This window comes from Celerinatantimonas sediminis, assembly GCF_046054195.1.
Taxonomy (GTDB): Bacteria; Pseudomonadota; Gammaproteobacteria; order Enterobacterales; family Celerinatantimonadaceae; genus Celerinatantimonas.
This window is the reverse complement of record NZ_JBEQCS010000002.1, coordinates 1-22,920: the sequence shown is the minus strand read 5'-3', so window position 1 is coordinate 22,920 and position 22,920 is coordinate 1. Positions and strand designations below refer to the sequence as shown.

Annotated in this window: 23 protein-coding genes; 10 read left to right on the top strand and 13 right to left on the bottom strand. The window is 44.6% G+C overall.

What is annotated here, in order from left to right; genetic code table 11:
* Positions 1 to 30: 30 nt before the first annotated feature.
* Positions 31 to 930, bottom strand: coding sequence for a response regulator (locus ABTQ23_RS02550; RefSeq protein WP_408614492.1), 900 nt, complete (start codon positions 928 to 930; stop codon positions 31 to 33).
* A complete protein-coding gene (locus tag ABTQ23_RS02545) occupies positions 930 to 4,268 on the bottom strand; it encodes a hybrid sensor histidine kinase/response regulator (RefSeq protein ID WP_408614071.1) in 3,339 nt (1,112 codons plus the stop codon). Before ABTQ23_RS02545 ends, ABTQ23_RS02550 begins: the two co-directional genes overlap by 1 nt.
* A 188-nt stretch (positions 4,269 to 4,456) precedes the next feature.
* Between ABTQ23_RS02545 and ABTQ23_RS02540 the strand changes: the two genes are divergently transcribed.
* Together ABTQ23_RS02540 and ABTQ23_RS02535 are read left to right on the top strand one after the other, a co-directional pair.
* Entirely contained in the window at positions 4,457 to 4,894 is a 438-nt protein-coding gene (locus tag ABTQ23_RS02540) for a GNAT family N-acetyltransferase (RefSeq protein WP_408614070.1), read from the top strand.
* Positions 4,895 to 5,110: 216 nt separating this feature from the next.
* The gene (locus ABTQ23_RS02535) at positions 5,111 to 6,706 is read left to right on the top strand and encodes an ABC-F family ATPase (RefSeq protein WP_408614069.1); all 1,596 of its coding nucleotides are present in this window, start codon (positions 5,111 to 5,113) and stop codon (positions 6,704 to 6,706) included.
* 106 nt (positions 6,707 to 6,812) lie between these two features.
* Here ABTQ23_RS02535 and ABTQ23_RS02530 read toward each other — a convergent pair whose 3' ends face one another.
* The 7 genes from ABTQ23_RS02530 to lolB form a co-directional block, all read right to left on the bottom strand.
* Positions 6,813 to 7,226: a hypothetical protein gene (locus tag ABTQ23_RS02530; protein ID WP_408614068.1), complete on the bottom strand. Its 414-nt coding sequence runs from the start codon at positions 7,224 to 7,226 to the stop codon at positions 6,813 to 6,815.
* A gap of 326 nt (positions 7,227 to 7,552) precedes the next feature.
* Positions 7,553 to 8,644, bottom strand: a complete 1,092-nt coding sequence (gene ychF / locus ABTQ23_RS02525) for a redox-regulated ATPase YchF (protein ID WP_408614067.1) — start codon at positions 8,642 to 8,644, stop codon at positions 7,553 to 7,555.
* A 15-nt stretch (positions 8,645 to 8,659) separates the two neighbouring features.
* Positions 8,660 to 9,250, bottom strand: a complete 591-nt coding sequence (pth, locus tag ABTQ23_RS02520; protein WP_408614066.1) for an aminoacyl-tRNA hydrolase — start codon at positions 9,248 to 9,250, stop codon at positions 8,660 to 8,662.
* Between the two features lie 2 nt (positions 9,251 to 9,252).
* Positions 9,253 to 9,903, bottom strand: coding sequence for a 50S ribosomal protein L25/general stress protein Ctc (locus tag ABTQ23_RS02515; RefSeq protein WP_408614065.1), 651 nt, complete (start codon positions 9,901 to 9,903; stop codon positions 9,253 to 9,255).
* Positions 9,904 to 10,064: 161 nt separating this feature from the next.
* Complete coding sequence (locus tag ABTQ23_RS02510; protein WP_408614064.1) at positions 10,065 to 11,006, bottom strand: ribose-phosphate pyrophosphokinase; 942 nt, start codon at positions 11,004 to 11,006, stop codon at positions 10,065 to 10,067.
* A 70-nt stretch (positions 11,007 to 11,076) separates the two neighbouring features.
* Complete coding sequence (gene ispE / locus ABTQ23_RS02505; protein WP_408614491.1) at positions 11,077 to 11,934, bottom strand: 4-(cytidine 5'-diphospho)-2-C-methyl-D-erythritol kinase; 858 nt, start codon at positions 11,932 to 11,934, stop codon at positions 11,077 to 11,079.
* Positions 11,921 to 12,511 (bottom strand): lipoprotein insertase outer membrane protein LolB, encoded by a 591-nt coding sequence (gene lolB, locus ABTQ23_RS02500; RefSeq protein ID WP_408614063.1) that lies wholly within the window; start codon positions 12,509 to 12,511, stop codon positions 11,921 to 11,923. The genes ispE and lolB overlap by 14 nt, the downstream gene beginning before the upstream one ends.
* Positions 12,512 to 12,642: 131 nt before the next feature.
* On the opposite strand from lolB, the gene hemA reads away from it, so the two are divergent.
* From hemA to nlpI, 7 genes are read left to right on the top strand one after another with little or no spacing between them, the layout of a single operon-like run.
* Positions 12,643 to 13,905 (top strand): glutamyl-tRNA reductase, encoded by a 1,263-nt coding sequence (hemA, locus tag ABTQ23_RS02495; RefSeq protein ID WP_408614062.1) that lies wholly within the window; start codon positions 12,643 to 12,645, stop codon positions 13,903 to 13,905.
* Positions 13,906 to 13,946: 41 nt separating this feature from the next.
* A complete protein-coding gene (gene prfA, locus ABTQ23_RS02490) occupies positions 13,947 to 15,035 on the top strand; it encodes a peptide chain release factor 1 (RefSeq protein ID WP_408614061.1) in 1,089 nt (362 codons plus the stop codon).
* On the top strand, positions 15,028 to 15,882 hold the full coding sequence (gene prmC / locus ABTQ23_RS02485) for a peptide chain release factor N(5)-glutamine methyltransferase (RefSeq protein ID WP_408614060.1): 855 nt from the start codon (positions 15,028 to 15,030) through the stop codon (positions 15,880 to 15,882). Before prfA ends, prmC begins: the two co-directional genes overlap by 8 nt.
* On the top strand, positions 15,870 to 16,235 hold the full coding sequence (locus ABTQ23_RS02480; RefSeq protein WP_408614059.1) for a hypothetical protein: 366 nt from the start codon (positions 15,870 to 15,872) through the stop codon (positions 16,233 to 16,235). The genes prmC and ABTQ23_RS02480 overlap by 13 nt, the downstream gene beginning before the upstream one ends.
* A 16-nt stretch (positions 16,236 to 16,251) precedes the next feature.
* Positions 16,252 to 17,013: a SirB1 family protein gene (locus ABTQ23_RS02475; protein WP_408614058.1), complete on the top strand. Its 762-nt coding sequence runs from the start codon at positions 16,252 to 16,254 to the stop codon at positions 17,011 to 17,013.
* A gap of 55 nt (positions 17,014 to 17,068) precedes the next feature.
* Positions 17,069 to 17,926, top strand: a complete 858-nt coding sequence (kdsA, locus tag ABTQ23_RS02470) for a 3-deoxy-8-phosphooctulonate synthase (RefSeq protein WP_408614057.1) — start codon at positions 17,069 to 17,071, stop codon at positions 17,924 to 17,926.
* Positions 17,927 to 17,977: 51 nt separating this feature from the next.
* Positions 17,978 to 18,865, top strand: coding sequence for a lipoprotein NlpI (nlpI, locus tag ABTQ23_RS02465; RefSeq protein WP_408614056.1), 888 nt, complete (start codon positions 17,978 to 17,980; stop codon positions 18,863 to 18,865).
* Positions 18,866 to 18,917: 52 nt separating this feature from the next.
* Here nlpI and ABTQ23_RS02460 read toward each other — a convergent pair whose 3' ends face one another.
* Both ABTQ23_RS02460 and ubiU read right to left on the bottom strand, forming a co-directional pair.
* Entirely contained in the window at positions 18,918 to 19,784 is an 867-nt protein-coding gene (locus ABTQ23_RS02460; RefSeq protein WP_408614055.1) for a U32 family peptidase, read from the bottom strand.
* A 9-nt stretch (positions 19,785 to 19,793) separates the two neighbouring features.
* Positions 19,794 to 20,786 carry a ubiquinone anaerobic biosynthesis protein UbiU gene (gene ubiU / locus ABTQ23_RS02455; RefSeq protein WP_408614054.1) on the bottom strand — a complete coding sequence of 331 codons (993 nt, stop codon included), beginning with the start codon at positions 20,784 to 20,786 and terminating at the stop codon, positions 19,794 to 19,796.
* Positions 20,787 to 20,916: 130 nt separating this feature from the next.
* Here ubiU and ubiT point away from each other — a divergent pair, with 130 nt between their 5' ends.
* Positions 20,917 to 21,429 (top strand): ubiquinone anaerobic biosynthesis accessory factor UbiT, encoded by a 513-nt coding sequence (gene ubiT, locus ABTQ23_RS02450; RefSeq protein ID WP_408614053.1) that lies wholly within the window; start codon positions 20,917 to 20,919, stop codon positions 21,427 to 21,429.
* Here the strand turns inward: ubiT and ABTQ23_RS02445 are convergent.
* Complete coding sequence (locus ABTQ23_RS02445) at positions 21,426 to 22,571, bottom strand: DUF945 family protein (protein WP_408614052.1); 1,146 nt, start codon at positions 22,569 to 22,571, stop codon at positions 21,426 to 21,428. The genes ubiT and ABTQ23_RS02445 overlap by 4 nt on opposite strands.
* Positions 22,572 to 22,596: 25 nt before the next feature.
* Positions 22,597 to 22,863, bottom strand: coding sequence for a YfhL family 4Fe-4S dicluster ferredoxin (locus tag ABTQ23_RS02440; protein ID WP_408614051.1), 267 nt, complete (start codon positions 22,861 to 22,863; stop codon positions 22,597 to 22,599).
* Positions 22,864 to 22,920 lie beyond the last annotated feature (57 nt).

Here is a 22,920-nt window from a genome sequence, read left to right as displayed (position 1 = left end):
GGCTTTTTCAACTCATTCAATTTATTTGATTTATATCGATAATATTTTTAATGCAATCGCTGCCGCTGCGGTTCGATTTTCTACACCAAGTTTGGGAAATAATAATTCTAAATGCTTATTCACTGTTCTTGGACTTACCGAAAGAATCAGGGCAATTTCGCGGTTGGTTTTGCCATTTGCTAGCCAATAGAGCACCTCTGACTCACGCTCGGTTATAAGCTCAAGACGATCTTTAAGTTTTTTAGGCCCCTGATCTTCGCTTAAATCAATCAGTCGCAGTAACATCTCATTTTGTGGCGTTTGCCCCTGATAATCAAAACCGATAGTGACATCTGCAAACTTTTGTTCAAGTGTGGCGCCAACATTTGGCTCAGTGCTCTGCCATTGGATTAATTTGGCGCTAAGCGAACTTAACATGATTGGGTCTTCTAATAACGGTGCGAGTTTTTGCTGGGCCAGCGGGGTCGCCCAGGTTAGGCGACCTAAGCGGTTAACCGTTAAAAGATGTTGGCCGGTGGTATCAAGAGCTGTTTGAGCACTGGCTGCTCGTTTAGCATTATTGAGGTGAACTCGCATTCGAGCCAGTAACTCATCAGGTTCGATAGGTTTGGTCAGATAATCAACACCGCCTGCTTCTAAGCCGCGGATAATATCTTGAGTCTGTGACAATCCGGTCATAAAGATAACCGGAATATCGGCAAGCAGGGCAGAGGATTTAAGCTGTTCACAAGTGCTAAAGCCATCCATTGCTGGCATCATCGCATCAAGTAAAATCATATCGGGGCGAATTTGCGAGGCAATCGTCAGTGCCTGTTTACCCTCTAGCGCAACGAGCACATCCATTCCTGCTTGTTCTAAGACATCGTTGATAAAGCTTAAGGTTTCAGCTGAGTCATCGACCACCAGAATGGTTTCGTGGTTAAAATTTATCACTTGTATTGCTCCAGATAAGTCACCATTTGGGCGAATTGGCAGTGCTCGTTTAAATCATAGAGTTGTTGTAGCTGACTATGGTTTAATTGGGTTGAGTGGGCCAGTTGCTCGAGAATTTGAGTGACTCCTTTCTTATATCCAATTTGTGCATAATTCAAAAGCCGGCTCAACTGTGCACCATCTTGCTCTGGTTTTGGTAATACCGTCTCGAGCTCAGCGTGTTCATCTGCAAAGCGCCAGTGCAAATTTAGTGCATCCCCAATACTTTGGCGCAGCTGCTCTAGGGCAATTGGTTTGGCAAAGAAACGGTCATACTGATGTGCTTCACTGCTTTTGAACTGCTCGGCAGCGTTGGCTGAGAGCATGTAAATCACTGAATTTACCTGATGCTCGCGCAGCCATGCGGTTAGCTCTAGGCCACTGCCATCGGGTAAATTAATATCTAGCAGGTATAAATCAAAGTTTGATTGTTCACAGATCTGCTGAGCTTTCGCAAAACGGTTGGCAATGGTTAGCGAAAACCCCAACGGCGTTAAGTAATCATGTAACAGCTCGGTAAATTGCTGGTCATCATCAACCACCAATAAGCGTTTACTATTGCCATGAAAACCAGTGACTTTTCGCATGAGGCTTTGGGCACTTTGACTATGCAGTACCCATGGTAACATTAAACTGACGGTAAAGGTGCTGCCGGCGGATGAACTTTTTAGGTTTAAGTTCCCGCCCATAATTTCGCATAACAGTTTGACAATGGTTAGCCCTAAACCCGTGCCTGGGGTTCCCGGGTGGACATTATTGCGCTCAAAAGGTAAGAACAATCGATTTTGTTCTTTTTCTGGGATGCCAGGGCCCGTGTCGCGAATAACAAACTCTGCCACCTGATTACGATAAGCGATTTCAAAGCTCACTTTGCCTGATTCGGTATATTTAATGGCATTAGAAAGCAGGTTAATGAGAATCTGGCGCAGACGTTTAGTATCGGTGACCACAGTTTCTGGTAAACGGCTGACAATATTACATTGAAAGGCGAGTCCTTTAGCCTGCGCTTGCATTTTAAACATCTCGGAGAGCTCATCAATCAGCGCTGAAATATTTAACTCATTGCGAGCAAGTTCTAATTTGCCTGCTTCAATTCGAGAAATATCCAATAGGCCATCAATCAGATCGGTTAAATAGCGGCTACTGCGACTAATGATCGTCAGCCCCTGTTGGGTTTTCGCTGAGATATCATTATTAGTGGCCAGCAGATGGGCATAACCTAATATTGATTGCAAAGGTGTACGCAATTCATGGCTAATCCCACTTAAGTAGCGGCTTTTCGCCGCGTTGGCTTTTTCGGCCTGATCTTTTGCTTCTTGGAGTTTTAAATCAGTTTGCTGGTGGGCATCAACTTCGCGCAGCAGTTTGCGGGTTTGTCGGTTTGATTCCATCTGTGCAACGAGTCGGCTTTCATGCGCCAGCAGTAACACCCAGGTAATGACTCCCGAACAGATAAGAATAATGAAAAAGAGCGACCACAACGCCTGTCCAAGAACGTGACTCTGCTCTGGATCGAGCGTTACAAATTGTTGATAGACTAAAGCTAAAATTGCCGCGTTCACTAAGTTTACGATAATCAGATAACCAATAAAGCGGGCTAAGCGTGAGCGTAATCGCTTGATGTATTTGCGCGGCAACAGATGGCGCAGCACATCCAGCGTTTGGCGGCTAATTCGTGCATGCGGTTTACAGCTATCGAGACAGCGAGCATCAAGCGAGCAGCACAGCGAACAGATATAAACGCCGTAGGCCGGACAATAACTCATATCTTGCGCTTCGAAATGGTTTTCGCAAATGCCACATTTGACAGTCCCATGGCGATGGCTGAGTTCAGCATCTGGTTCTCGTGCGAGGTAATATCGGCCTTTGGTAATCCAGGCAAATAAAGGCACGCAGATAAAGCAGCATCCCAAACTAATAAAATCACACAAACTGCGAGCGAGTGAGCCGAAAAACCCTAAGTAACAGATCATCCCAACTAACGTGGCAATGGCCATCGCCCCGCAGCCCACCGGGTTGACATCGTAAAGATGGGCGCGTTTAAATTCCACCATTTTGGGGCTCAGACCAAGCGGTTTATTGATCATTAAATCTGCCGCAACACAGCCAAGCCAGCTTAGTGCCACGATGGCAAAAACCCCCAAAATTGCCTCGAGCGCGTGATAGATGCCAAACTCCATCAATAGCAGTGCTAAAGAGACATTAAAGATGAGCCAGACCACTCGCCCCGGGTGATTATGGGTGACGCGAGAGAAAAAGTTAGACCAAGCGATGGAGCCTGCATAGGCATTGGTGACATTAATCTTCATCTGGCAAACAATCACCATTAATGCCGCCAGAATGAGCCCCCATTGAGGCGATTGGCTAAGCGTGGTAAATACGCTTTGATACATATAGGTTGGGTCACTGGCTCGCTCTAAACTGATACCACTGCTTATGGCCAGATAGCCTAAAAATGAGCCCAATAACATTTTAATCGCGCCCACAATCACCCAGCCTGGCCCCGTTAAAATAAGCCAGAACCACCAATGAGCGCGATTTTTCTTCGTTTTAGAGGGTAAAAAGCGCAGATAATCCACCTGCTCACCAATTTGTGCCACCATCGCAAAAAAGACCGAAGCCGCCAGACCAAAACGAATCAGGTCAAAGTGATCCGTTGCTTGTCCAGGCGCTGGATATTGGCTCCAGGCAAATAAACTGTCATGTTCGTAGCCAATTACAACTACTAATGCAATCACTTGCAGCGTCAGCCATAACCATTGACTCAACGCCTGAAAACGACTGATTGCCGTGATCCCATGGGTCACAATTGGAATGACAGCTAGCGCACAAATGAGATAGGCGATAGCCAATGGAATATGTAGAAGGGCATGTAAGGCTGAGGCTAAAATGGCCGATTCGATGGCAAAAAAGATAAATGTGAATGATGCGTAAATTAATGACGTCAGCGTTGAGCCTAAATACCCAAAGCCTGCCCCTCGAGTGAGAAGGTCAATGTCTAAGCCGAACTTGGCGCTGTAATAACTAATCGGCAGCCCTGTGATAAAAAAAATGGTGCACACAGCCAACATCGCACTGATGGTGTTGGTAAATCCACACATTAAGGTCACAGTCGCTGCTAACCCTTCAAGGGCCAGAAATGCGGTTGCCCCCAATGCGGTTTGGCCCACTTTGGCAATGGACATTCTGGAGGTACGTTTAGCGGTAAAACGCAGCGCATAGTCTTCAAGTGTTTGGTTGGCTACCCACTGATTATATTGACGACGGACTTTAAAAATCTTCTGATAGGCTGGCATGCTACAACATCCTTGAGTAACGTAATCAAGCACCATCTAGGTGATGCCGAGGAATATTAATAACATCTTTACTTGGCTAGGCTAAAGCGATAATTTTAAAATGTTATTTATCAAAAATATATAACTGATTAATTTATAATAATTTGTTGGAATTTGGTCATTCTTCGTAAGCTTGAAAAGGAATAAAAATGATTCAGTATCGCCCTATGAAAATTGATGACTATGATGCGGTGATGGCATTGTGGCTACAAACTGACGAAATGTTGTTAAGAGAAGCGGATAGTCAAACCAATATTGGCGGTTATTTAGCGCGCAATCAAAACTTAAGTTTTGTAGCAGAAAATGAAAATAACGAAATTGTGGGGACAATTTTAGCTGGAACCGATGGACGTCGCGGCTATATTCAACATCTCTCGGTGTCGCTTGAGTATCGCTCGCAGGGTATTGGTCGTGCTCTTGTTGGACAAGCTGTGAATGCGCTGAGCGGTTCTGGCATCGCAAAAATGCATCTATTTGTAAATATTGCCAATGAGAGTGCTAAAAAGTTCTATCAGCGCCTCGGTTGGCAAATTCGAGAAGAAGTTCGAATGTATTCATTTAACAGCTCATTGAACGCCGAGGCTTAAGACAGGCTTTAAGAAAAGAAAAAATAAATTGATTTGTGATAGCTCCCATAATTATTTCCCCCAGCAGCGGTTTTAGCGTGATTAAATTCACTAAAAAGGATAAAAAATAATCAATCAAGGACTGATACGAACTTAAAAACCTGATAGAATCACCCGCTCGAAAAGTGAGAGAGACTTTCACTTTATTTTGTTGTTTATCCAGTCTGGGAAGTTCTTGTGCTATCAACCGCAAATATCACCATGCAATTTGGCGCTAAGCCACTATTTGAAGACATTTCGATCAAGTTTGGTCATGGCAATCGTTATGGCCTGATTGGCGCCAATGGTTGCGGCAAATCGACGTTCATGAAAATTTTAAGCGGCGAATTAGAGCCTTCATCAGGAAACGTGGTTTATGACCCTAACGAGCGCATTGCCAAACTGGGTCAGGACCAATTTGCTTTTGAGCAATACAGCGTCATTGATACCGTGATTATGGGCCATAAAGAGCTCTGGGCGGTGAAAGAAGAACGCGATCGCATCTATTCATTACCAGAAATGTCAGATGAAGACGGGATGCGAGTTGGCGATCTGGAAACTCAATTTGCTGAGATGGATGGCTATTCTGCCGAAGCTCGTGCCGGTGAACTATTGTTAGGACTTGGGATTGATGAAGCGCAGCATTTTGGTTTGATGAGTGAAATTGCTCCTGGTTTAAAACTGCGAGTATTGTTAGCCCAAGTGTTGTTTGCTGAGCCTGACGTGATGCTGCTCGATGAACCGACCAACAACCTTGATATGCATACTATCGCATGGTTAGAGCAGGTCTTAACGGCGCGTAACTGCACCATGATTATCATTTCCCATGACCGTCACTTCTTGAACACCGTTTGTACGCATATGGCTGATTTAGATTACGGTGAGCTGCGTATGTTCCATGGTAACTATGATGAATACATGATTGCCGCAGAACAGGCGCGTGATCGTTTGCAAGCTGATAATGCTAAGAAAAAAGCACAGATTGCTGAGCTTAAAACATTCGTGAGCCGTTTCTCAGCGAATGCATCAAAAGCTAAACAGGCTACTTCTCGGCAAAAATTACTCGATAAAATTCAGCTTGAAGAGGTTAAACCTTCAAGCCGTCAATCGCCATTTATCCGTTTTGAACAAAGCAAAGAACTGTTTCGTAATGCGCTAGAAGTGACTGGCTTAAAACAGGGCTATGGCGAAAATATTCTCTTTAATGACGTGAATTTAATGGTCGAAGTAGGTGAGCGGATTGCCATTATTGGTCAAAACGGGATTGGTAAATCAACCTTGCTTAACACTTTAGCAGGAGCCATGGCGCCAATGGCTGGTGAGATCAAATGGTCAGAAAACAACAACATCGGCTTCTATGCTCAAGACCATGCCCACGAATTTAGCGAAGATATGAATCTGCTAGATTGGATGGGACAGTGGAAAAAAGAAGGGGATGACGAGCAAACGGTACGCGGTATTCTCGGCCGGATGTTGTTCTCCCAAAATGAAATTACCAAGTCAGTGAAGGTTATTTCAGGTGGAGAGCAGGGGCGTATGTTGTTTGGTAAACTGATTTTACAGCAACCAAATATTCTGTTGATGGATGAACCGACTAACCATATGGATATGGAATCAATTGAAGCATTGAACCTAGCGCTTGAAAACTACCCAGGAACGTTGATGTTTATCTCTCATGACCGGCAGTTCGTTTCTTCAATCGCGACTCGCATTATCGAAATTACCGCCGATGGTGTACATGACTTCCACGGCAGCTATGATGAGTACTTAGCTAAGCAAGGCCTGCAAGGTTAATATTCGTCACGCATTGAAAAAGGCGCTGAATTAAGCGCCTTTTTTTATGCACAATCTCATAAGAAGAATAAATAATTTAGACTACAGGTTTAGCTTATTTAAAATGCTAAATATCACCATATCGAAACTTTCCACCAGAGAGCTTTGCTAGTTTCTTCGCTAATGAGTGGCTTATTTCTATTTTTTCTTTTCGATTAGATATGTGTAATCGCACCTTCGATCTAATAAAGGCTCTGCTTTTAGATAATGTTAAATCTTCATATTTTGTGACGATTGCAAACGAAGGCCAGTAACAACGCATACCGAGCGACTCATCGGTGATAATAAATTCCATACAGCAACTATATTGTTGAGCATTAATTCGGGCACTTTTAAAACAAAGTTTCTTGGCATGTTGTTTGAGTTTGGCATATTCACTATCGTTGGTTTTTGATTTGAGCTGTTTACTCTGACAGTAAAAAGAGACGCCTAGAGATAAAGCTGTTATAAAACCAACTAATGCTGAAAGACGGCTACTCATGACATTTCCTTAAATCTAATGCTCTCATCACCAGCTTGATTTAATGCGCTAATAATATTTTAGTTAATATAATAATGCTATTATAAATAAATTCATTATTAAAGTATTCGGCTATGTTACGTATATTCGGCATTAGAAAACATGTAGTAGCATGCGCTGTTGCTCTATTTTTGACCAATTTTAAGCTAATTTACGAGCACAGAAATTAAAAGTGATTACGAAGAATATCGTTTGGAGCAGGGAACAAAGAAAAGCAAGAAGAAAAAGGTTTGAGCAAAGATAATCTGTCAGCTCTAAGTTGAACTGACAGATTCTATTAGGTCTAATTAGACGTTAAATAAGAAGTGAATAACATCGCCATCAGCGACTTTGTAAGTTTTCCCTTCTTGGCGCCATTTACCTGCTTCTTTGGCTCCTGCTTCACCACCATAGGTGATGAAATCTTCATAGGCAATCACTTCAGCACGGATAAAACCACGTTCAAAGTCGGTATGGATCACAGCCGCTGCCTGTGGTGCTGTTGCACCAATACGTACTGTCCATGCGCGAACTTCTTTAACACCAGCAGTGAAATAAGTTTGCAGGTTGAGCAGTGTATAACCGGCGCGAATGACTCGGTTTAAGCCAGGTTCTTCAAGACCCATTTCAGCCATAAACTCGGCTTTTTCTTCAGGTTCTAGCTCAGCAATCTCACCTTCAATTTCAGCACAAACCGCAACGACTACGGCATTTTCTTTGGCTGCAATCTCACTGACAACATCCAAATAAGGGTTGTTTTCAAACCCATCATCATTGACGTTGGCAATATACATGGTCGGTTTTAAGGTGAGAAAGTTCATGTAGCTAATAGCTTTTATTTCATCCTCATCCAAGCCTAAACTGCGGATCATTTCGCCTTCGCCTAGATGGCCAACGATTTTTTCCAGAACAGGTAGCTCAATTTTGGCGTCTTTATCGCCACCCTTGGCTTTTTTGGTGACTCGAATAATCGCTTTTTCACAGCTTTCTAAATCGGCCAATGCCAGTTCAGTATTGATTGTTTCGATATCGGCAGCAGGGTCAACTTTGCCTGAGACATGTACGATATTTTCATTTTCAAAACAGCGTACGACATGTCCGATTGCATCCGTTTCGCGGATGTTGGCTAAGAATTTATTGCCCAGACCTTCGCCTTTTGAAGCGCCCGCAACCAGACCTGCGATATCCACAAATTCCATAGTTGTTGGAACAATTCGTTGTGGATTAACGATCTCAGCCAGTTTATCCATACGCGGATCGGGAACAGGAACAATCCCAGTGTTGGGTTCAATGGTACAAAACGGAAAGTTTGCCGCTTCAATTCCTGCTTGTGTTAATGCATTGAATAGGGTCGATTTACCAACGTTTGGTAAACCAACAATCCCACATTTGAATCCCATGACACGATTCCCTTATTAATTTGCTTTAAAACTATGCAGACGATTTTGTGCTTTGACTAAACCATCTTTAAATAATATATCAAGACAACGCGCCGATTCATCAATTGCTTCATCAATCAGCTGTTGCTCAGTTTGTGGTGGTTTACCTAATACATATCCGGTGACTTTTGATTTGTCCCCAGGATGGCCAATACCAACGCGTAGTCGATAAAAGTTTTTGTTATTACCAAGTTTGGCAATCGTATCTTTAAGGCCATTATGCCCACCATGGCCGCCGCCTTGTTTTAATTTGGCAACTCCTGGTGAAATATCCATTTCATCGTGAGCGACTAGAATTTCTTCAGGCGCAATACGATAAAAATTCGCTAAAGCTGCAATCGCTTTACCGCTTAAATTCATAAATGTTGTTGGCACTAATAATCGGACATCTTCGCCATTGAGGCTGATGCGACCTGTATAACCGAAAAATTTGGGAGCAGGTTGGAGAGTGGCTTGGTAACGGCTTGCAATTTCGTCGATAAACCAGACGCCCGCATTATGCCTTGTCTGGGTGTATTCGGGGCCTGGATTTCCCAGGCCCACGATTAAGCGAATAGTATTCGCCATAATTACTCAGCTTCTGGAGCTTCAGCGCTGTCATCAGCATCAGCAGCTGGAGCTTCATCTTCATCAGCAATCAAGTTACCACGTTCCATAGCGGCAGAAGCCAGAACGACATCGTGGTCAGCACCTTTGCTTAATGCAGTAGCTGTTACGCCTGCAGGCATAGTAATTTCTGACAGGTGAATAGAACCACCATTTGCCAGTTCAGCAACATCAACTTCAATGTGTTCAGGCAGGTCTTTAGGCAGACAGCTGATTTCAATTTCTGTCGCGTGGTGGTGAATAATAGCACCTTCACTAACTGCGATACTGGTCTCATGATTGATAAAGTGAACAGGAACAGTAGTAGTAACCGCTTCAGTTGCGCTAATACGCAAAAAGTCTACGTGGTGAACTTTTGGTTTGAAAGCGTGACGTTGCATGTCTTTAACCAGAACGTCTACATCTTCGTTACCAATTTTCAGGGTCAGAACCTGAGAGTAGAAGCTTTCAACTTCTTGTGCTTGCAGCAGCTTGTCATGGGCCAGAGCAATAGAAATCGCGTCTTTACCGGCACCATAAACGATTGCTGGTACTTTGTCTTCACGGCGCAGGCGGCGGCTCGCACCTTTCCCCAGATCACTGCGAAGTTCTGCATTGAGTACAATTTTAGCCATTGATTTTTCTCCAAAAATAAATCATGACAGCTATTCGCGACCAAATAACTGCCCGTACCCCTTAAAATAGGGCGCGCTATTTTAACACTTGTGTGAAAAGTTTGCCAATAAAAAGCGCCCCATCACAGGAGCGCTTTAAAAGCTTGATTTGATAAGTTCGATTAGAACATTGCAGAGATTGATTCTTCGTTGCTAACGCGGCGAATCGCTTCAGCTAGAAGAGGAGCTAATGATAACTGACGAACTTTGGCCAGCTTCTGCATTTCTGGGCGCAGTGGAATAGAGTCGGTAATAACCACTTCATCAATCACTGAGTTTTTAATGTTTTCTGGTGCGTTACCAGAGAATACGGCGTGAGTGGCGTAAGCAAAGACGCGTTTAGCACCTTTTTCTTTAAGCGCTTTAGCGCCTTGGCACAAAGTTCCGCCAGTATCAATCATGTCATCAACCAAAATACAGTCACGACCATTAACGTCACCGATAATGTTCATCACCTGTGCAACGTTAGCACGAGGACGACGTTTATCGATGATTGCAAGGTCTGTGTCATTGAGTAATTTAGCAACGGCGCGAGCGCGAACCACACCACCGATATCTGGTGAAACGACAATCGGTTGGTCAAGTTTTTTGTGCTGAATATCACTCATTAGCACAGGGCTACCGAAAACGTTATCAACAGGAACATCGAAAAAGCCCTGAATTTGTTCTGCGTGCAGGTCAACAGTCAGTACGCGGTCAACACCGACACTGGAGAGAAAATCTGCAACGACTTTAGCAGTAATTGGCACACGTGCACTACGTGGTCGGCGATCCTGACGGGCATAGCCAAAATAAGGCATAACAGCCGTGATACGTCCAGCCGATGCTCGGCGCATTGCATCAACCATCACGATCAACTCCATTAAGTTGTCGTTGGTTGGAGCACAGGTAGATTGAATGATGAAAATATCCCCGCCGCGAACGTTCTCTTTAATCTCGACGCTAATTTCGCCGTCACTAAAGCGACCAACAGAGACGTTGCCTGTTCGAGTATAGAGACGATCAGCGATACTATGGGCGAGTTCAGGTATGGCGTTACCTGCAAAAATCTTCATATCGGGCACGGTAAAAATACCTCGGTTTGTGTGTTGCCGTTGATTGGTTGATGGGGTAATCCTGCAATTGAATGATAGGTCACAACCCCAGTTCCTCAAGCTTTTTGTATAAAGACGAGCGATTCATCCCTTGACAAATGCGAGCCTGAAATTGGACCGGACAACGCTCTGCGACTGCCTTAGCAGCTTGTAAAGTTGCAAATGGGGCAAAGATACAGCATCCCGTTCCTGTCATTCTTGCTGGCGCGTATTCTACCAACCACTTGAGAGCCTGCGCAACCTCGGGATAATGATCCGCAACAATACTCTGGCAATCATTGGTCGTTTTTTCATACGAATATTGCTCTGAAGCGAACTTAGGCGTGCATCGGGGCAAATTTGGATGATTAAAAATTTTTGCTGTAGAGACCATCACTTTGGGTGTGAGCAGCAGATAAAATTGCTCCAACGGAAAGGCTGGGGTTAATTCTTCGCCAATGCCTTGCGCAAATGCTGCATGCCCGTGAATGAAAATGGGAACATCGGCACCTAACTGTCGCCCTAATTGGGCAAGTTGTTGATTATCTAATCCGCATTGCCACAAGCGATTTAATACCACCAGTGTTGTGGCCGCATCTGATGAGCCACCGCCAATTCCACCACCCATCGGCAGATTTTTGTGAAGCGTAATCTGCACTCCTTGGTTATCAGTGGTGAAAGGTTTAAGCAGCTGTGCTGCACGGATAATTAAATTATCATCATCTTTGACGCCCGCTAAAGAGGGTTCAAGCGTTAGCTGGCCATTGTCTGTGATATCAAAACTGAGTTCATCGTGGATATCGATAAATTGAAACAAAGTCTGCAGTTCATGATAGCCGTCAGCGCGACGGCCATTGATGTGTAAAAACAGATTTAACTTAGCTGGTGCGGGGAAAAATATAGAGCTAGTCATGGGTATCGGGGTTAACTTTCCAGTTGTCGATAATGAGTTTTAAACGGGTATCGGCAGAGGTTGCGTTTAATTTTTGGGGCAACACATAATGGCCCACCTGCATATAAGCTTGGTAACTTAAAATCCAACCATCATCGCTAGTTATCTTAGCAAGACGATTTTGGGCATTTAATTGATATTTTGAGCCATTTACCTGGCCTATGAGCCAGGTGGGTAATCGGTTAATGGGTAACTGCCAACCGGTTAGCTGGTAAATGAGTTGGCTTGAGTCTGGACCGCGATAGGTTTTGTCATCAGCAACAATCGTCGCGCCTTGTGCGGTAATTGTCGCGGTGAGTAACTGTTGGCCAAATGGGCCGGTAAGAATGAGCTGATCAGAGCTTTGACGATGCTGCCAAAAAAGATCAGCCCGGCGGCGTACTTTGGGGGTGATAAATGCTATCTGGCCATTCATCTGCCACGATTTAATATTTGCAAGTTGTTGATTTACCTTTTGCCAAGATCCTTGAGAAGGGGGCGTTGGGCGGGTTGCGCAGCCACTTAGTAATGCTAAAAAGGCGATGATAAAAATATATCTAAGCAAGAGAACCTCAACGATTTCGTATTCAATTATTCACAGGAACCAATCAAGTAACTTCCTTTCTTTTAGTTGGGGTTTCCCGTACAATTAACGGTTTATATCATATCGTGTGTTAAAGCTAGAAACCATAGTTAATGAGCTTGTTGGCATTAGGAATGAATCATGAGTCAGCTTCCGTGGAATTTCGCGAGAAAGCTGCCATTGGTGCCGAGCAGATAAGCCAAGCCCTGAACGAGTTACAAGACAGTTGCCATAGTCAATCTGTGATCGTCTCGACATGTAATCGCACTGAATTATATATTCATTGCGACGAGGAAGATCCTGAGCCAATCATCCACTGGTTGGCTAATTTCCAGCATCTGGATGAAGAGCAATTGCGCGAGTCTCTCTATGTCTATCGAGGCCCTGAAGTTATCCGACATTTGATTCGGGTAGCGGCAGGTCTGGACTCGATGATCTTAGGTGAGCCGCAAATACTTGGTCAGGTTAAACAGGCTTATGCGGAGGCCCGTGAAGTCGGTGTTATTGGGCCGATCTTAGAGCGTTGTTTTCAGCGAGGCTTTGCTGCGGCTAAAGAAGTTAGAACGCAGACAGGAATCGGGGAAAGCGCCGTTTCGGTCGCTTATGCAGCCGTGAGTTTGGCAAAACAGATTTTTGCCGATATCAGTCAGGCTAAGGTCATGTTGATTGGGGCCGGAGAAACCATCGAATTAGTGGCAAAACATCTGCTAGAGCAGGGCGTTAAGCAGATTACGGTGGCTAACCGCACAGTGGCTCGGGCCCAAGAGCTTGCCAAACAGTTTGATGGGCGAGCTATCGCCTTAAATGAGCTGCCCGATTATCTTCCGCAAGCCGATATTGTAATTGGCTCAACAGCAAGTCCGCTGCCGATTATCGGTAAAGGGATGATGGAGCAGGTGATGAAGACCCGGCGCCATCAACCTGTGTTTATGGTTGATATTGCGGTGCCGCGTGATATCGAATCACAAGTGGGCGATCTGCGTGACGTTTATTTATATACCGTCGATGACCTCAAAGGCATTATCGAACAAAATTTAGCGCATCGACGTGAAGAAGCCGACCAAGCTGAAGCTTTGATTAGCCAGCAAGTCGATGAATTTATGGCGTGGCTTCGTTCGCTAGAAACCGTCGATAGTATCCGCCACTTTCGCGCGCATTGTTTTGAAATGCGTGATGAGCAAGTGCATAAAGCGCTGGAGTCCCTCTCGAATGGCCATCCACCTGAAGAAGTGATTCAGGAGCTGGCATTTAAACTGACCAATAAATTAATCCATGCCCCGACACAGGCGCTTAACAAAGCCGGTAGAGAAGGGCGTTTTGATCATCTGGAAGTCATCCGTCAGGCACTTGGGTGTCCGGCGAAAAGTCGCATGTAGCGATACGACAACCATCGATTGACCAATTCACAGAGAACAACATGAAAGCATCGATATTATCGAAATTAGAAACCCTTAAAGAGCGTTATGAAGAGGTTCAGGCACTGTTAGCTGAGCCAGAAATTATCAGTGATCAAGAGCGTTTTCGTGCCCTGACTAAAGAGTATTCGCAGTTAGAAGGCGTGGTTAATTGCTTTGAGCAATACCAGAGCGCAGAAGAAGATCTGCAGGTTGCTCAGGAAATGCAAGAAGATGACGACCCAATGATGCGTGAGATGGCAGGCGAAGAAATCAGTAATGCCAAACAGATGCTAGAGCAGTTAGAAGATCAACTGCAGATTTTGTTATTGCCCAAAGATCCTAACGATGAACGCAACGTCTTCTTGGAAATCCGTGCCGGAGCAGGTGGTGATGAAGCTGCTATTTTTGCCGGCGATATGTTTCGTATGTACAGCCGTTACGCTGAACACCGGGGTTGGAAAATTGAAATTGTATCGAGCAATGATGGCGAACATGGTGGCTATAAAGAGCTCATTGCGAAAATCAGCGGCGACCACGTGTATGGCGTGATGAAGTTCGAATCAGGCGGGCATCGCGTTCAGCGTGTTCCAGAAACTGAATCGCAAGGACGTATTCACACCTCTGCGGTCACTGTTGTGATTATGCCAGAAGTGCCAGAAGCTGAAGCTGTAGAGATTAATCCTGCTGACCTTCGTGTTGATACATTCAGAGCCTCTGGTGCTGGTGGTCAGCACATTAACAAAACCGATTCGGCGGTTCGTATTACCCATATTCCATCGGGTTTAGTGGTCGAATGTCAGGATGAACGCTCACAGCATAAAAACCGTGCTAAAGCGATGGCAGTTTTGGCGTCTCGTTTGCAAGCGGCTGAAGATGAAAAACGCCGCGCTGAAGAAACCAGTATGCGTCGTAATTTGGTTGCCAGTGGCGATCGCAGTGAACGTATTCGCACCTATAACTACCCGCAAGGGCGTGTTAGCGACCATCGTATCAATCTTACTTTGTACAAATTAAATGATGTGATGGAAGGCGATTTAGACTCATTGCTGCAACCTATCATGCAAGAATATCAAGCCGATCTGTTGGCTGCTTTGGCTGAGAATGACTAACGTATCGATAGCAACTGCGCTTAACCATGCTCAACAACGACTAAACGGCACAGAATCGCCAAAGTTGGATGCGAGAGTGTTACTCAGTTTCGTGTTAGGTCAATCGCGAACTTATTTGATGACTTGGCCTGAGCGGGAGCTAACACAGAATCAGTGGCAGTCCTATGACGCGCTGATTGAGCGCCGAGCACTGGGTGAGCCAGTTGCATATCTAGTCGGTGAGCGAGAGTTTTGGTCGCTGCCTTTTAAGGTAAGTGAACATACCTTGATCCCCAGACCTGATACTGAAGTGTTAGTCGAACAAGCATTAATGTATCTGAAATCAGGCGATAGTGTGCTGGATTTAGGTACTGGTACGGGCGCTATAGCTATTGCAATTGCTCACGAGCGCCCAGATATTAATGTAACGGGTGTTGACCTGCTTGAGGAAGCTGTTGAATTGGCCAAAAGCAACGGTGAGCGCAATCAAGTTCGCGTTCACTGGTTACAATCGAGCTGGTTTGACAACTTAGGCGAGCAGCAATACTCATTAATTGTGAGTAATCCGCCTTATATTGACCCGGATGACCCACATCTGACCCAAGGTGATGTGCGCTTTGAACCCCGTTCGGCGCTGGTTGCAGAGCACCATGGCTTGGCTGATATTGAGCTCATTGTAGCTGGTGCTACGAAGCATCTTGTTGAGCAAGGTTGGTTGTTGATAGAGCACGGTTACGATCAGTTGCCGAGTGTGCAGCAGATTTTTGCTGATGCTGGGTTTACTCAAATTGAGACAGTTCGAGATTATGCTGGACAGCCGCGAGTGACCAAAGGCCAATGGCTGCTGGGGGCTGCGTGTTTGCGTTAAGCAATATCCTGCAAGTTCTGTTTTTGGGCATATTGATGCTCATGTGGTGGGGGCGAATATTTAAGCCTTCGCTGGAGGCGCCTTTTGCTAATTGGCAAAAGCTTGAAGCGGGTGCTTTACTCGGCATTATTGTATTTAGCGCCTGGGGCGCATTGCTAAAACAGCAATCCCCTTGGCTAGAAATCTGGTATGCTGAGCAAATTGCTTCAGTCATGATCGGCGCGTTTTTAATGCGGATTTGCCTGCGTTATTACCGCAAGATGCTGATGCGAGTCATTATTGGGTTGGGAATCTGCGGTTGGTTAGTGATGGCTGCCAAAGCCGGTATTCACCATCAACCTATCTGGTTTTAGTTAGGAGAGTATCACGTTGTTAATTGAAGCCCTTGCGTTAAATGAAGAGTTATCGGGTCGTGAGTCTCAGAGTAGCCGTCATCAATTATTTAGTTGGTGGAACGAGTGGACTGAGAACCATACGTTAGCTGTTAGCGAACAAGCGCGTTTAGAACAGCTAGTCGAGCTGGTTTATCGCGATCTGGGATTTTCTGGCAACTGGAAAAACTTTTTTAATAGCCAGAATGTTTTCCTTGATACAGTTATTGAACGTCGCTTAGGTACATCGGCATCCCTTGCGTTGCTGGTGAGCTATTTTGCTGATAAGTTTGAGCTCAATTATGAGTTTATCAATTTGCCTGGCTGTTTCGTTCTTCGGTTTATTTTAGAACGGGATGTCTATTTTGACCCGTTTAGTGCCGAGCTCCTCTCATTGCATGAAGTAGAGTTAAAACTGCGCGGTTATAAAGGCGATTTAGCGCGTTTAACCGGAGAACATTTGCGAGCGCTTGATAATAACGAAGTGATGATTCGCTGGTTATCGGCACTTAAAAGTGCCTTGATCCGGGAAGATAAATTTGAGCCAGCTCTGCGCGTTTCAGAAGCTTTGTTGCGTTTTAATCCTGATGACCCTCATGAAATGCGTGACCGTGGATTTTTATTCCAGCAGCTTGATTGCGCCAATGTAGCGATTCATGACTACGAATTTTTTATTGAAAAATGTCCCAAGGACCCGGTTGCAGATCTTTTGAAAATTCAGATCCGCAGTCTAGAACAAGACTCAGCGACAATTCACTAAGTTAGTGATCGTTTAAGAGTGGTGATTTGCCGTTAATTTATAAAAAGAGAGAAAGATGACAGCACCTAAAGTAACCGTTGCCAATATTGAGATTGCCAATGACAGACCGTTTACCTTGTTGGCAGGTATGAACGTATTAGAGTCGCGGGATATGGCTCTTAAAACCGCTGAACATTACGTCAAAGTGACGGATAAATTAGGCATCCCTTTTGTTTTTAAAGCCTCTTTTGACAAAGCTAACCGCTCATCGATTCACTCATATCGCGGCCCTGGCTTAGATGAGGGGCTAAAAATATTTGAAGAAATTAAAACGACTTTCTCTATCCCGCTGATTACCGATGTGCATGAGCCTGCTCAAGCCAAACCTGTTTCTGAAGTTGTTGATATTATTCAGCTTCCAGCATTTTTAGCGCGCCAAACTGACTTGGTTCAAGCTATGGCTGAGACGGGTGCTGCCATTAATATTAAAAAACCACAATTTTTAAGCCCTTCACAAATGAAGAATGTGGTCGATAAATTTGTTGAATGCGGCAATGAAAGGTTGATTCTTTGTGATCGAGGCACTAATTTTGGCTATGACAATTTAGTGGTTGATATGCTTGGCTTTGGCGTGATGAAACAAAGTTGCGATGATCGCCCGGTTATTTTTGATGTGACTCATTCGCTGCAATGTCGTAGTGCTTTGGGCGAAGCATCTGGTGGTCGCCGTGAACAGGTGCTGCAATTAGCTCGCGCTGGTATGGCAACTGGACTTGCTGGATTATTTTTAGAAGCGCATCCTGATCCAGATAATGCCCGTTGTGATGGACCAAGTGCCTTGCCTTTGTCTAAACTTGAACCATTCTTGGCCCAGATTAAAGCGCTTGATGACTTAATTAAATCATTTGCGCCAGTTGATACTGTTCATCCTTAACGGCCATAGCTAGCTTATTTGATGGCTAAAGCAGACTTTTAAAGGATTTGTATGATTAAAACATTGTGGGCAGTGACTGCTGTAGCCTTTTTGTTAACTGGCTGTGCAACGCATAAGCCAGTTGACTACTCGCCTAAGCAGCTAGTGCTGGCAACCCCGCAACAAACGGACTATGAGTCCCAAGCGAGCTTTATTCGGCTGGGACAACTGATTCAGTCTGGGCGTTTTCAAGACGATAAATTATCGCACCTTTATTATCAGCGCGGCATGGTATTGAGTAAAATGGGCTTAGGAGCAATGGCTCGACTTGATTTCAGCCGAGCGATTCATATCACACCAGATTTTGCTCAGCCTTATAACTTCTTGGGGCTTTATTATCTGCAAGATGATGAACTTGATAATGCCTATGAAGCTTTTGATTCATCTATCGAGCTCGATCCACGTTTTAGCTACGCTTATTTTGCTCGTTCGGTTGCGCTTTATTATGGACAAAAATATAAGTTAGCCGAGCAAGATATTCGCCGCTATGAAGCGCAAACCCCAAACGACCCATATCGAGTACTTTGGCGTTATTTAATTGATAGTAAAATTGATGAGCTTTCAGCTACTGCTCGTGTAGGTGCCGCTTATAAAGCGCATCAGGATAGTCGCGACTGGGGCTGGCAGTTAATTGCACTATTTGCCAATAAGATTACGCCAACGCAACTGTTGGAAGAAGCAAAGCTCACCAAAGATCCGGCGCAGCGAGCTCAGCAGTTATGTGAAGCCTATTTTTATATGGCTAAGTATACTCAGCAACATGGCGATGCCTTCTTAGCTCATCAAGAGTTTAAGTTAGCTTTATCCAGTAATATTTATGAGTACATTGAGCATTCGTTAGCGTTGTTAGAGCTAAAACGCTACGAAGAGGCGCATACACAGATTACTCGGGAGCTATAAGCTCCCGTTTTTATTGCCATCCTAATCACAGCTTTAGGCGGTGGCAGTTGAACTATTCAACGTATTCAAGCCCTGGTACCTGATGCCAATAGCCGTTCACTTCATGATGAAGAGGCTGTTTTTGCCCTAAAGCGGCTTGTTTAAATTGGCTGAGTACTTGCTCGGTGCGCTGATATTCAGGGCTAATCCGCAGAATATCGACCAGCCCTTCCATGCCTGATTGATCATTACATAAGTTGTAGCACTGGCCTGACTGCGTCTGGATCCCATTGAGCACAAACACGCTCTGACCTTCTTGACTGAGCACTTGGCGGCCGTTGGGATAATCTTTGCAGCACAGTTGGCAATCATCTTTACTGCGATTAAGCGAGCGAGCGGTAAAGCAGCGTGCTGAATACGCAAGCGGCAGATGGCCATATGCAAAAACTTCCACTTCAAACTGAGCTCGCATCTGCTCTGGCAGCTCAAAGAGCAAATCACTTAGCCATTGGCGAGAGAGTTCAACGGGCATAACCCAGCGCTTCATCCCTTGCGAAAGCATAATTGCCAGCGCATCTTTATTATAGATATTAATGGCGCTCCCGCAGACGAATGGCAGATTGTGTTGATGCAATAGACTGACTGCGCCAAAGTCGTTAGCCTCTACCATGAACTCGCCGTTATCACAGTATCTTTCCAGCTCTTTAATTTCGGAGGGAGCTTGCAGTAAGGCTTGCGTTGAGAGAATGACCTGTTTGCCCACATTGGCCAACTCCTTGGCGAGTGTCAGCCAATCATTGACCTTCATTTCACGGCGTTTATTGCAGACCGTTTCACCCATATAAACGATATTCACATCACTTTGTTTTATCGTGTCATAAAAATCGGCGAGTTCCTCTTTGGGCCAAAAATATAAAACCGGTCCAATTGCGTATTGCATAATTTCCCCTTATTGCCAAGCTCGGTGATAAGCGCCCAAAGTGGTTTGTCGCCCTTCGCTTAATTGCCCAAGAACATCGCTGCCTTGTGGTTGGTAGTGCTCTGGATCTGCCAGATAACTATCGATAGCTTGGCGCCACACGCGAGTAACTTTCTCAACATATGCAGGGCTGCGCTGGCGACCTTCAATTTTAACCGAGGCAACATTGGCGGCAAATAGCTGGGGAAGCACATCCAATGTGTTGAGGCTGGTAGGCTCTTCAAGCACGTGAAAGCATTTACCATCGACATTGAATCGCCCTTTACATAAAGTTGGATAGCCAGCTGACTCATCGCTCTGGTAACGGTCAATCAGTACGTTATTGAGGCGAGATTCAAGCCCGTTGGCTGTTTCTTGCCAACGTACATAATTTGCCGGAGAACAGGCCCCAACTGTATTGGGTGATTCCCCGGTCAAATAAGAGGATAAATAGCAGCGACCTTCAGCCATAATGCATAAACTGCCAAAGGCAAAGACTTCAAATTCAACTTCAGGACATAGCTGCGCTAATTGGCGGACTTGGTGGATAGACAGAACCCGAGGCAGTACGACGCGTTTAATGTTAAATAAATTGCGATAAAAGTGAATGGCTGCAGTATTGGTTGCCGAGGCCTGAACAGATAGATGTATGGCAATATCAGGATATTTTTTGGCGGTATATTCCAAAAGACCAATATCAGCCATGATCAGCGCATCGACACCGAGACTTGCTGCTCTATCGACCGATTGCTGCCAAACCTTTTGTTGCCCGGGATGGGCAAATGTATTTATGGCAATGTTTAACTTTCTACCGTGATCCTTAATGTATTGAACTGCTTGATCGAGGCGTTTCCCGGCAAAGTTTAGGCCCGCAAAATGTCGGGCATTCGTTGCATCCTTAAAGCCAATATAAACTGCATCAGCTCCTTCATTTACGGCCGCTTTAACAGCTGGCAAGCTACCGGCTGGGCAAAGTAATTCCATAATATATGTGTTTATCAAACCAATAGCTAAAGTTTACTTAAGGATAATGTTGCCAGTTTTGACCTTACGCAGCTTTTTATTGGGTGTTTATAGCTAGACTTTCGACTATTACATTCTATTGGAGAGATTTGTGTCACTTTTTCAAAGCCTAAAGCATCAGCTTGTCCAAAAAGGCCCAAAATTGGCGAGTGTACCCGTTAAATGGGTTCCATTTCCTGTTCAGCGTTCAGTTATGGAGCTTGCGTTAAATCAGCTGCTTAAAGAGTCGGTGAGCGAAGGGGAGTTGGATTTTCTGACCAATCGGTGGGTGGCACTGAAGGTTCGTGATATCAATGGTTGCTGGATGCTAACCTTTGCGGATGGCAAGTTAAAAGTTTTTCCTAGTGCGCTTCAATCTGATGTGAGCTTTAGCGGTAATTTAAACGACTTTCTAATCATGATGGGGCGTCGCGAAGATCCTGATACGCTATTTTTCCAACGCCGTCTCATGATTGAAGGCGATACGCAACTAGGACTAGAGGTTAAAAACTTGCTTGATAATATCGATTACGACGAACTGCCACAGCCAGTGCATCAATTATTAGCAATGCTTTCTGGCTGGGTAGTTGAGCAAAATGCCCAGATGTCGTCCAATCCGGCTTAATCGTTATCTGAATCGCTAGTATCAGGTTTAAGTTCGCCCCGCTGGTAAATAAGATCAGTTTTGAGCATCTTTCCTTGTTGTATGATAAGCCCGGAGTGGATTGCATGTTCAATCCAAGCTAATACCGGGTCGGGTAACAGCTTATCAAGAAGCTGGCTATCGGCACTTGCATGTAACTCCATGCTGGTATTTTGTAGCAACAGCATGGTATCAAGTGATGAATCACTCAAACTGGTTGGAGTAATACTTAGCGATGAGTGAAGACTCAATTGTTGTTTGCCATCATGCATTTGCAACGGATGCACTTGAATATGCAAGCCATTGGCAATTAATGGCGTTAATTGTTGTTGCCAGTTATTCCAATGCCCTGATGGCGTTGAGCTTAATAGATGGATAGCTTGGCGTGAGGCCTGCATGCTGATGTGGGCCTTAATGCTGTCTAAATTTGTGGCTAACGCTTTGCCGCGATAATGCAATTTGCCAAGTTCAAAATCTGTCTGATAATCACTCAGCGGCTGCTTTGGTGTGATATCCGTATGCCAATTTAGAGCCTTTAATGCCCACTGGTAGTGAGGATTTTGCAGATTAAGTTGGTCAATGTGCAATTTAAATTGCCATTTAGCCTGTTCTTCATTACTGGATTTGGCTCTCGAATAGTGTGCTTTGGAAACCAGTTCAAAGCCTTTAATCAAGATGCTGGAGTTGGCTGTTTTTTGTTGAAATGAACTCAGTTTGGCCGTGTTGATCAGATGATGACTTGACACTATCGTCGTCAACTGGAGATGACGAAATAGCGATGTGTCACCGATATAATGATGTTCGCCACTCATTGATATGCTAAATGGATGCCAAGACCAGCGACTTGCCAAAGTTGGTTTGCCATTGAAGAAAATTTTTGCCGTTGGACCTAAACCAAAATAATGGCTATCAATGGTGACTTTAGCTGGTTTATCTTGTGCTGCAATCCAGAATACTTCCTGTCCTGAGAAGTATCCCCAATTGTACTGATGCTTGTTGATTTTTAATCCTGAATTTTGCATCAATGTGTTGGAAATTTTATGTGCAGCCCAACCATTGACCAGCGGAACACCTGCGATAAGCAAAATGAGTATCACCAATGGCAAAATAATACGTCGTGACATAGACCTTGTTTCCCTACGTGGTCGTTTACTCTTTGTTTAGAAGAGTCTCAGCGTGTAGCTGAACAAATTTATCAAGCAGCTGTTCTTGTGTTTCCTGATGCTCAGGATCGACGATAATACAATCGATAGGGCAGACTTTCATACATGTTGGTTCAGGATAATGTCCTTGGCATTCAGTACAACGATTAGGATCAATTTTCGTTTTATCCCCGTCATATGAAATTGCTTGATTCGGACATTCGGGTTCACACATGTCGCAGTCAATGCAGTTGTTTTTAATAAGTAGTGCCATATCAATTACTTAGCTCAAATAATCTATAAAATTCAATAAATTATCAAATTTCTTTTG